Source organism: Streptomyces sp. NPDC056503 (assembly GCF_042794995.1).
Classification (GTDB): domain Bacteria; phylum Actinomycetota; class Actinomycetes; order Streptomycetales; family Streptomycetaceae; genus Streptomyces.
Window position 1 is genome coordinate 21054 of record NZ_JBHTST010000107.1, and the last position, 9509, is coordinate 30562.

The window sequence follows — 9509 nt, forward strand, 5'->3', positions numbered from 1 at the left end:
CTCATGACTCGGCGGGCACCAGGACGCCTGCGCGGAGCAGCCTTTCGACGAGGGGGAGACCGAGGGCGCCGGCCGGGTGCGCACCGCCGTCGAGGAGCCGGCGCACCGATGCGAGGTCCGTCTCCGGGAAGTCGAGCCACCCGACGCGGGTGGCGAGGCGCCGACCCGCCAGCCTTGCCTCCAACGCCTCGCGAAGCCGCACCGGCGTGTCGGGTACGAGGCCCTGGAGGGCACCGAGTTGTGCCAGCGGCCCCATGGGCGCGGGGCGTGCCTGGCCGCGGCGGGTGCGGTGGAACAGGGGAGCGGGGTCGGCCTCGGTGAGCGCGGCGACGAGACGCCGACGCACGAAGGCCAGTTCGTCGCCCGGTCCGTCCACGCCCAGGGGGAGGGATCCGCGCATCTCCTCGTCGTCCCGCAGCAACGCCAGTGCGGACTGCGCGAGTTGTTCGGCCAGCGCGTGCCGCGTCCAGGTGTGGACGCCGAGCGTCAGATGGATCGACACCGCGCCCAGCGCCTCGGCGGCGTGCAGCCAGCCGCGCGGCAGGTAGAGGACGTCGCCGGGTTCGAGGACGGTGTCGACGTACGCCTCTCCCCGCGCGGCGTCGGCGACCGCGGCGCGGTGGGCGGTCCAGGGCTGGTCGCGCAGCGGATCCGGGTGCACGGGCTCGTGGACGATCCAGCGCTTGGTGCCGGTGACCTGCAGGACGAAGACGTCGTGGACGTCGTAGTGGGAGTCGAAGCCGCGGTTCTGCGGCGGGGTGACGTAGGCGTTGGCCTGTACGGGGTGGCCCAGTTCCGTGCCGAGCCGCGTCGCGAAGTCCGTGACCGGCTCCCAGGTGCGCTGCAGTGCCTGCAGGACCAGGGTGCCGCCGTCGCTGAAGCTCCGCCACAACGCGGTGTCGTCCAACTGGTCCGCGACGGACGCGCCGACTCCACCCGGTGACGTGAACGACGACTCCGGGACTGTGGAGCCGTCCTTGGCGACGCGGAGGAACGGCGTGCGCAGTCCGCGTCGGGAGACCAGCTCCTCCACCGCGGACGCGGAGAACAGGTCGGAGAAGTCGCTGACTCCGCGGGTGAGCAGCGGAGTTCGCCCCCAGACGTCCCGAGCGAACTCCTCACGGCCGAGGCCGATCAGACGTGTCTCCAGGACACGGCCCTCGACATCCGCGGCCGTGTCCCGAAGCGTCGTGGGAACGGTGCTCAAACGCCGCCGCCGGCCTTTTCGGCTCCGCCGTCCGCACCACCATCGGCTCCGCCGTCGTGTACACCGGGTGTACCGGCCGCGCCGCCGTCCGCCGGGCCCTCGGCTCCGCTGTCGGCGCCACCGTCGGCTCCGCCGTCCGCGCCACCGTCGGCTCCGCCGTCCGCGCCGCCGTCCGCACCACCATCGGCTCCGCCGTCGTGGACGTCGGGTGTGCCGGCGGCACCGCCGTCCGCCGGACCTTCCTGCTCGTTCGGGTCCTGCTCGGGGTGCGTCATGGTTCCTCCTGGGGACGAGGACGAGGAAGAGGACGATCGGTGAGGGGCCGGTCCCGTTCGGACCTCCCTTCCAAGCTCACCCACGTGGGTGGGAGCGGCAACCGGAGCGGCCACCCACGTGAACGCCGCGTGCCGGGTGCCGGGATGTCCCCCTTGACGCTCCGGTAAGGGATGCACCGCACCGGCGTCGGAGGCCGGCGGGTCACCTCGTCCAGGGCCGCCGGCAGGGGCACCGCATGGCCACGGTCGGACCCGTCACACCCCTTGCCGCAGGTCGAATCATGCCGTATGCCCGTTTTTGCCGTCGATCGCGGGGCAGGCGGGTGCTAGGGAGCGGTCGAGGCACCCGCCCCCGGTGCGTGGGCGGCCTGCGACCCCAGGGTGCGGGCCGCGCGCGGCGACGCGGTGTTCCGAGCGAGGTCCTCGCCCGCGGCGGCCCCACGCCGACGACGGCGACACGGTGGAAGCGCTCAGGCGACGGCGGGACGGACGCGACCCACGGCAACGACACGTCACGACCCGACACGGTCTACGAGGAGGCGTCATGAGGGCACTCACCTGGCAGGGAAAGAGGGACGTACGCGTGGACACCGTGCCCGATCCCGTGATCCGTGACGACGACGATGTGATCGTCAGGATCACGACGACCGGCCTGTGCGGCTCCGACCTGCACCTCTACGAAGTCCTCGGGGCGTTCCTCGATCCCGGCGACATCCTGGGGCACGAGCCCATGGGAGTCGTCGAGGAGGCGGGGCCGGAGGTCACCGCTCTGAGGCCGGGGGATCGGGTGGTGATCCCCTTCAACGTCTCGTGCGGGTCCTGCTTCATGTGCGACCAGGGGCTCCAGTCCCAGTGCGAGACGACACAGGTGCGGGAGCACGGCAACGGCGCCTCGCTCTTCGGGTACACGAAGCTCTACGGCCAGGTCCCGGGCGGGCAGGCCCAGTACCTGCGCGTTCCGTTCGGGAACTCCCTTCCGATCGCGGTCCCGGACGGGCCGCCCGACGACCGGTTCGTCTACCTGTCCGACGTCCTGCCCACGGCATGGCAGGCGGTCGCGTACGCGGCGGTCCCGCCGGGAGGCAGCGTCGCGGTCCTCGGACTCGGGCCCATCGGCGATATGAGCTGCCGCATCGCCGCTCACCGCGGAGCCGGTACGGTCATCGGCGTCGACCTCGTCCCCGAGCGGCTGGAAAGGGCACGTCGACGCGGCGTCCACGCCCTGGACCTGAAGGACTGCGGCGACGACCTGTCCGACGCCGTCCGGTCCCTCACCGGCGGGCGCGGCCCGGACGCCGTCATCGACGCCGTGGGCATGGAAGCCCACGGCAGCCGTGTCGCCGCAGCCGCTCAGGGCCTGACCACGCTCCTGCCGGACGCGCTGGCCGCGGCCATGATGAAGCGCGCCGGAGTCGACAGGCTCGCCGCCCTCCACACCGCCATCGACCTCGTCCGCCGCGGTGGCACCGTCTCGGTGTCCGGCGTGTACGGCGGCGCGGTCGATCCGCTGCCCCTGCTGACCATGTTCGACAAGCAGCTGCAGCTGCGCATGGGCCAGGCCAACGTGCTGCGCTGGGTCGACGACATCCTCCCCCTGCTCGGCGACGGGGACCCGCTCGGCGTCGACGAGTTCGCCACCCACCGCCTGCCGCTCGAACAGGCTCCGGACGCGTACGCCATGTTCCAGAAGAAGCGGGACGGGGTCGTCAAGGTCCTCTTCGCGCCCTGATGCGAGGGCCGCCCCCGCGGGCGGGTCACCCCCGCGGGCGGGCCGGCATCGCGGCGGACGGCGAGCCCGACGGGCCGGCGGCCGCGGGCGGCCGGGAGCGGGGGCCACCGCTTCGGGACACGTCGGACGCGCCCAAGATCTCCGGAGTGCGCATGAGGTGTCCTGCCCGGGGCAGTCGCAGGCCGTAGCCCTGTAGCCCTGTAGCCCACGAAAGCGGCCCGTACGCGAGCCGCGTGCGGACCCGGAAGTGAGGTAGGCGATGTCCGGCACGGCTCCGACCGCGGGGACGCTCCCCGGCGGCCTGGTCGCCCTTCCCCGCGTCTACCGGCCCCAGGCGGACACGCGTCTGCTCGCCGCGGCCCTCGCCCACGAGGAGGTCGGACCCCGCACGGACGTCCTGGAGATCGGCACCGGGACCGGCGCACTGGCCCTCCACGCCGCGCGCAGGGGCGCCAGGGTCACGGCGGTCGACGTCTCCTGGCCCGCCGTGGCGACGGCACGACTGAACGCGCTGGTCCACCGACTGCCCCTGCGCGTCCTGCACGGCGACTTCGCCGCGCGGACGAAGGGGCGACGCTTCGACGTGGTCCTGACCAACCCTCCGTACGTGCCGGCTCCGGGGGTCCGGTCGCCCCTGCGGGGTGCGGAGCGCGCCTGGGACGCGGGCCCCGACGGACGCCTGGTGATCGACCGTGTCTGCGCGGCCGCTTCGGCTCTGCTGCGTCCCGGTGGTGTTCTGCTGATGGTGCACTCGGGGATGTGCGGGGTGGAGACGACCGTGGACCGGCTGTCGGGCGAGGGCCTGTCCGCCGGAGTCGCGGCGCGGGCCTCCGTCCCGTGGGGACCGGTCCTGCGTTCGCGACGGACCTGGCTGGAACGGCAGGGCCTGGCGGGCGAGGACGAGCAGTGGGAAGAGCTGGTGGTCATCCGTGCCCGCAACCCCTGACGACACCCCGGGCCGGACGCCCGCCCGCCGGGTGCGCGTGGACCCGCAGGGGCCCGTCCTCGTGGAGGGCCCCGTCGAGATCGTCCTGGACGACGGGACGGTCGCCCGCTCCGACCGCTTCGCCGTCGCGGTCTGTACGTGCCGGCGCAGCCGCACGTACCCCTGGTGCGACACCAGCCACCGCCGCCGCGAGCGCGTCGCCCGGCCCACCGAGGACAGGAAGCCCTGATGCCCCCTCCGAGCCCGAGCCCCGTGGCCGCCGACACCGCTCCCCGCCTCGTGGAGGCGCGGGGCGAGCTGTCCCGCGCCGTGACCCGGGCCCTGGGGTCGGGCGGCACGCCGCGCTACGGGCCCGGGACCGTGGCGAGGGCCGACCCGTGGGGCGAGGACCTCCAGCTCGCCCTCTACCTCCTGTACGAACTGCACTACAGGGGCTTCGAGGGAGTGGACGACGCCCGCGAGTGGGACCCCGATCTGCTGCGGCTGCGCCGGGCGGTGGAAGCACGGTTCCTCGACGCCCTGCGCGCCGAACTGCCCGATACGCCACGGACGGTCGCGGAAGCCTTCGCACCGCTTCTCGTGGAGCCCGTGGACCTCACCGGCAGCCTCAGCCACCGCCTCGCAACCGACGGGGAGCTGTGGCAGCTGCGCGAGTACGCGGCCCTGCGCTCCCTCTACCACCTCAAGGAAGCCGACCCGCACGTCTGGGTGATCCCCCGGCTCACCGGACGGGCCAAGGCCTCCATGGCCGCCATCGAGTACGACGAGTTCGGCGCCGGCCGCGCCGACCGCGTCCACGCGAGGCTCTTCGCGGACCTCCTGGACGACCTCGGCCTCGACCGCTCCTACGGCCGGTACCTGGACCACGCGCCCGCGCCCCTCCTGGCGACCGTGAACCTGATGTCCCTCTTCGGGCTCCACCGTGCTCTGCGGGGTGCCCTCGTCGGCCACTTCGCCTGCGTCGAGATCACGTCGCCACCCGGATCCAGGCGCCTGGCCAGGGCGATGCGCCGGTGCGGGGCGGGAGCCGCCGCCGAACACTTCTACGCCGAACACGTGGAGGCCGACGCCGTCCACGAACAGGTGGTGCGCCACGGCGTCGTCGACGGCCTCCTGGCCGACGAGCCCGCCCTGGAGGCCGACATCGCCTTCGGCGCCGCCGCGACCGTCCTGCTGGAGGACCGGCTCGCCGACCACATCCGCGAGGCGTGGGACCGGGGAGCCAGTGCGTTGCGCCGCCCCCTGGAGTAGGACGGGCACGCCCCGCCGGTGGGGGCACCGGAGCCGGCACGGGCCGCGAACGAGCGCACGCCGCGCCGCCGCCGTGGCCCCGCTCCGCCTTCCTCGGCGAGCTCCCGCCCGATCGTCGGCCGGGGGGTGCGACGTCTCGCGCCATGGGCGCCCGCCGCTACAGGGCGGCGTCCGCTCGCGTCTCCTGTCCGCCCGGGGCCGTGCCCGCTTCCGGTTGCTGCCCGGCGTCGGCCGTGGGGACGCGTACCGTCGCGACGACGACCAGTGAGGCCGCCGCTCCCAGCGCCGCCGCCACGACCAGCACCGCGTTCAGGCCGGACGCGAACGCCTCGCGCACCAGGTGCGTCATCCCGGCGCGTTCGTCCTCCGGCCAGCCGGCGACGAACGACCGGGCGTGTCCGCCGCTCAGGACGACGGCCGCCTCGTGCGGGTCGGGGACGCCGCCGTCGGCCTTCAGCACCCCCTCGATCCGCGACTGGAAGATCACGCCGAACAGGGCGATCCCCAGGGCGAAGCCCAACTGGCGGAAGGTGTTGACCGCGCCGCCCACCATGCCTCCGCGCTCCGGCGGCACCGTGGCCAGGGCGGCCGCCGACAGACCGGGTGTCACGAGCCCGACGCCCAGACCGGCGACGACGAGCCCCGCCACGAGGCTGCTGCCCGAGGATCCCGCGTCGAGGGTGGCCTGCATCCCGGAGCCCAGGGCGATGAGCGCCAGCCCTCCTCCGATGGTCACCCGTGGCGGCCAGGGGCCGAAGCGGCCCGCGAGCACGGACGCGAGGAACGCGGAGGCGCACATGGGCAGGATGTACAGACCCGCTTCGACGGGCTCGTACCCCAGGACGGACTGCATCCACAGGGACTCGTACAACAAGGAGGCGAACGCGGCTCCTTGCAGGAACAGGGCGCTGACCATGATGCCGGCGAACGACGGTCTGCGGAACAGGGACAGGTCGAGCACGGGGTGCTCGTGCCTCGTCTCGGCCGCGACGAACAGGGCGAGGGCGACGGCGGCCGTGGTGAACAGGCCGAGGGTGAGGGGTGTCGTCCAGCCGTCGGAGTGGGCGCGGATCAGCCCGAACGTGAGGGCGCCGCTCGCCACCGTGAAGGCGACGGTGCCGAGGACGTCCGCACGCTGCCGGCCCCGGCCCCGGCCCCCGGCCTCCCGCACGGAACGCAGGGTCATCACGACCGCGGCCAGACAGACCGGCAGGTTGACGAAGAAGATCCATCGCCAGTCCAGGTACTGGGTGAGGAGTCCGCCGACCACCGGGCCGGCCGCGGCGGCGACCGAGTTGGTGGCGCCCCACACGGCGAAGGCCACCCCCCGCTGCCGGCCGCTGTACTCCATGCCGAGCAGGGCGATCGTCGTACCGAACATCCCGGCGGCGCCGATCCCCTGCACCGCGCGGGCGCCGATCAGCACACCCGCGTTCGGGGCGACCGCGCACGCCACCGACGCCGCGGTGAAGACGACCAGCCCGACGAGGTACACCTTCCTGCGGCCGATCCGGTCGGCGAGGGAACCGACGCCGAGCAGCAGCGACGCCAGTGCCAGCGCGTACGCGTCGACGACCCACTCCAGGTCGGTGAGCGTGGTGCCGAGGTCCGTCGCCATGGCGGGCAGCGCCACCGTCACGATCGTGACGTCCAGCAGGAGCATGAACGTGCCCAGACAGATCGCGGCCAAGGGCCACCACTTGCGCATCCGAACCCCTTCGCCGCCCGCCGCACCGAAGACGTGCCCCCGGCGGCCCCCCATGATCCACGGAGGAGCGGCGATTCCCGTGAGGACCCGCCCGCCACGCCCGAGCGTGGACCGCAGGGAGGTATGCCTAGGTCCGCCTGGGGGATCACCGGTGGCAGGCCGGAATACGCGCTCTTAGCTTCGGCACATGACCACACGACAGATCGCCCTGCTGGCCTGCACCGTGGCCCTCACGGCCTCGGGGCTGGGTGCGGCCGCACCCAGTGCCGAGAACCGGAAGGTGCACCTGGTGAAGCCCGGCGATTCGATCCAGAAGGCCGTGGACGCCGCGAAGCCGGGGGACACCATCGTCCTGTCACCGGGCACCTACCGCGAGAGCGTCCGCATCACCACCTCGGGCCTGAAGCTGCTCGGCTCGGGCCGCGGCTCCACCGTCCTCGTGCCCGGCGACGCCGTGGCCGACGACGCGTGCGCCAAGGCCGGTCACGGCATCTGCGTGACCGGGACGGAGAGCCGCCCCGTCCAGGGCGTCACCGTGCGCTCGCTCACGCTCAGGGGCTTCACCAACAACGGCCTGTGGGCCTCCCGGACCGACCGGCTCACGGTCCGCAAGGTGACCGCCGACGAGAACGGGAAGTGGGGCATCGCCCAGGAGAGATCCACGCGTGGTGTCTTCAGCCACAACACCGCCCGGAACAACGCCGACGCCGGACTGTTCCTGGCCAACACCACCGACACGGAGCTCGGTGCCACCGACGCCGAGGGGACGGTGATCACGCACAACAGGCTGTCGGGCAACCGGATCGGCATCACGGTGAGGCGCCTGCGGAACGTGACCGTCGACCACAACGAGGCGACCGGGAACTGCGCCGCGGTGTTCGTGGTGGGCGACGAGTCCACGCCGCGTGCCGGAGCGATGACCCTGCGCCGGAACCACATCCACGACAACAACAAGTACTGCCCGAAGACCCCCCGGCTGCCCTTCCTGCAAGGCTCGGGCATCGTCCTCACCGGCGCCGAGGAGACGGTGGTGGAGAAGAACAGGGTCGTCGGCAACGTGGGCACCTCGCCGCTCTCGGGCGGCATCGTGCTGTTCAAGAGCTTCGTGGGCGCCCCGAACGAGCAGAACGCGATCCGCGACAACGTGGTGAAGCGCAACAGCCCCGCCGACCTGGCCGACCGGGACACCGGTCGGGGAAACACCTTCACCCGCAACACCTGCACCCTCTCGGAACCCGCCGGAATGTGCTGACCCACCGGGTTCCCCCGCATCTCCCACGGCACGCAGCAAGGACAAGGTGAACAGATGACAACGGTTGATCCGTCTCCCGCCCCGCCGATGCGGCTGAGGGAGCTCGTCTTCGGGGCGGCGTGCGCCGCCGCCGTACGCGCGGCGGCCCGCCTGGGCGTGGCCGATGCCCTGGGCGACACGCCCATGACCGTGGAAGACCTGGCGGCGGCGGTGAAGACCCAGCCGCGGACCCTGCGCAGGCTGCTGCGCGCGCTGTCCTGCCAAGGGGTCTTCACCGAGCAGCCCGACGGCACCTTCGCCCACACGGAGATGTCCCGGCTGCTGCGCGAGGACGATCCGCACAGCCTGCGGTACATCGCCCTGTGGTGCACCGAACCGTGGACGTGGGACGTCTGGCCGAAGCTCGACGAGGCGGTGCGCTCCGGACGGAACGTCTTCGAGGACGTGTACGAGCGGGAGTTCTTCGCGTACCTCAACGAGGACGCGCCCGAGTCCGCCTACGTCTTCAACCGTGCCATGACCACGTCGAGCAGGCAGTCGGCACAGGACGTCGCGGACCTCCTCGACCTCGGGGACGTGTCCTGCGTCGCGGACATCGGCGGCGGACAGGGACACGTCCTGGCGAGTCTGCTGGAGAAGCACCCCTCCCTGAGCGGGGCGCTGCTCGACCTGCCGGGAGTGGTGGAGAACGCCGACCCGCGCCTGCGGGACGGCGGCGCGCTCGGTCCCCGGGTCCGTGTGGTGGCCGGCGACTGCCGCGAGGACATCCCGATCCAGGCGGATGTGTACATCATCAAGAACATCCTGGAGTGGGACGACGACAGCACCCGTAGGGCGCTCGCCAACGTCCGCAAGGCGGCGCGCCCCGGCGCCCGGGTCGTCGTGATCGAGAACCTCGTCGACGACACGCCCTCGATGAGGTTCACGACCGCCATGGACCTGCTGCTGCTCCTCAACGTCGGCGGTGCGAAGCACACCCGGCAGAGCATGGTCGACCGGCTGACGGACGCGGGGCTCGTCATCGGCGAGATCCGCCCGGTCAACGCGTACCTCCACGCGTTCGAGTGCACCGTGCCCGCCTGACGGGAGGGAAGGAGGAAGACCCGAGGCCGCCCGCTCCGCGTCGTTCGCGGGGCGGGCG

Annotated in this window: 9 protein-coding genes; 6 read left to right on the forward strand and 3 right to left on the reverse strand. The window is 72.9% G+C overall.

The window, feature by feature from the left end; genetic code table 11:
* Position 1 precedes the first annotated feature (1 nt).
* Positions 2–1207 (reverse strand): cupin domain-containing protein, encoded by a 1206-nt coding sequence (locus tag ACFQ8C_RS26920; protein ID WP_383462111.1) that lies wholly within the window; start codon positions 1205–1207, stop codon positions 2–4.
* Positions 1204–1482, reverse strand: a complete 279-nt coding sequence (locus ACFQ8C_RS26925; RefSeq protein WP_383462113.1) for a BatC protein — start codon at positions 1480–1482, stop codon at positions 1204–1206. Before ACFQ8C_RS26925 ends, ACFQ8C_RS26920 begins: the two co-directional genes overlap by 4 nt.
* 544 nt (positions 1483–2026) lie before the next feature.
* Here ACFQ8C_RS26925 and ACFQ8C_RS26930 point away from each other — a divergent pair.
* From ACFQ8C_RS26930 to ACFQ8C_RS26945, 4 genes are all read left to right on the forward strand, one after another.
* Positions 2027–3211 (forward strand): zinc-dependent alcohol dehydrogenase, encoded by a 1185-nt coding sequence (locus tag ACFQ8C_RS26930; RefSeq protein WP_383462114.1) that lies wholly within the window; start codon positions 2027–2029, stop codon positions 3209–3211.
* A 259-nt stretch (positions 3212–3470) separates the two neighbouring features.
* Positions 3471–4157, forward strand: a complete 687-nt coding sequence (locus tag ACFQ8C_RS26935; RefSeq protein ID WP_383462116.1) for a HemK2/MTQ2 family protein methyltransferase — start codon at positions 3471–3473, stop codon at positions 4155–4157.
* Positions 4141–4386, forward strand: a complete 246-nt coding sequence (locus tag ACFQ8C_RS26940; RefSeq protein ID WP_383462118.1) for a CDGSH iron-sulfur domain-containing protein — start codon at positions 4141–4143, stop codon at positions 4384–4386. Before ACFQ8C_RS26935 ends, ACFQ8C_RS26940 begins: the two co-directional genes overlap by 17 nt.
* Complete coding sequence (locus tag ACFQ8C_RS26945; protein ID WP_383462120.1) at positions 4386–5408, forward strand: iron-containing redox enzyme family protein; 1023 nt, start codon at positions 4386–4388, stop codon at positions 5406–5408. The genes ACFQ8C_RS26940 and ACFQ8C_RS26945 overlap by 1 nt, the downstream gene beginning before the upstream one ends.
* Before the next feature lie 157 nt (positions 5409–5565).
* On the opposite strand, the gene ACFQ8C_RS26950 is transcribed toward ACFQ8C_RS26945, so the two are convergent.
* Positions 5566–7116: an MFS transporter gene (locus tag ACFQ8C_RS26950; RefSeq protein WP_383462121.1), complete on the reverse strand. Its 1551-nt coding sequence runs from the start codon at positions 7114–7116 to the stop codon at positions 5566–5568.
* 187 nt (positions 7117–7303) lie between these two features.
* On the opposite strand from ACFQ8C_RS26950, the gene ACFQ8C_RS26955 reads away from it, so the two are divergent.
* Positions 7304–8368, forward strand: a complete 1065-nt coding sequence (locus ACFQ8C_RS26955) for a nitrous oxide reductase family maturation protein NosD (protein ID WP_383462123.1) — start codon at positions 7304–7306, stop codon at positions 8366–8368.
* A 54-nt stretch (positions 8369–8422) separates the two neighbouring features.
* A complete protein-coding gene (locus ACFQ8C_RS26960; protein ID WP_383462124.1) occupies positions 8423–9451 on the forward strand; it encodes a methyltransferase in 1029 nt (342 codons plus the stop codon).
* Positions 9452–9509 lie beyond the last annotated feature (58 nt).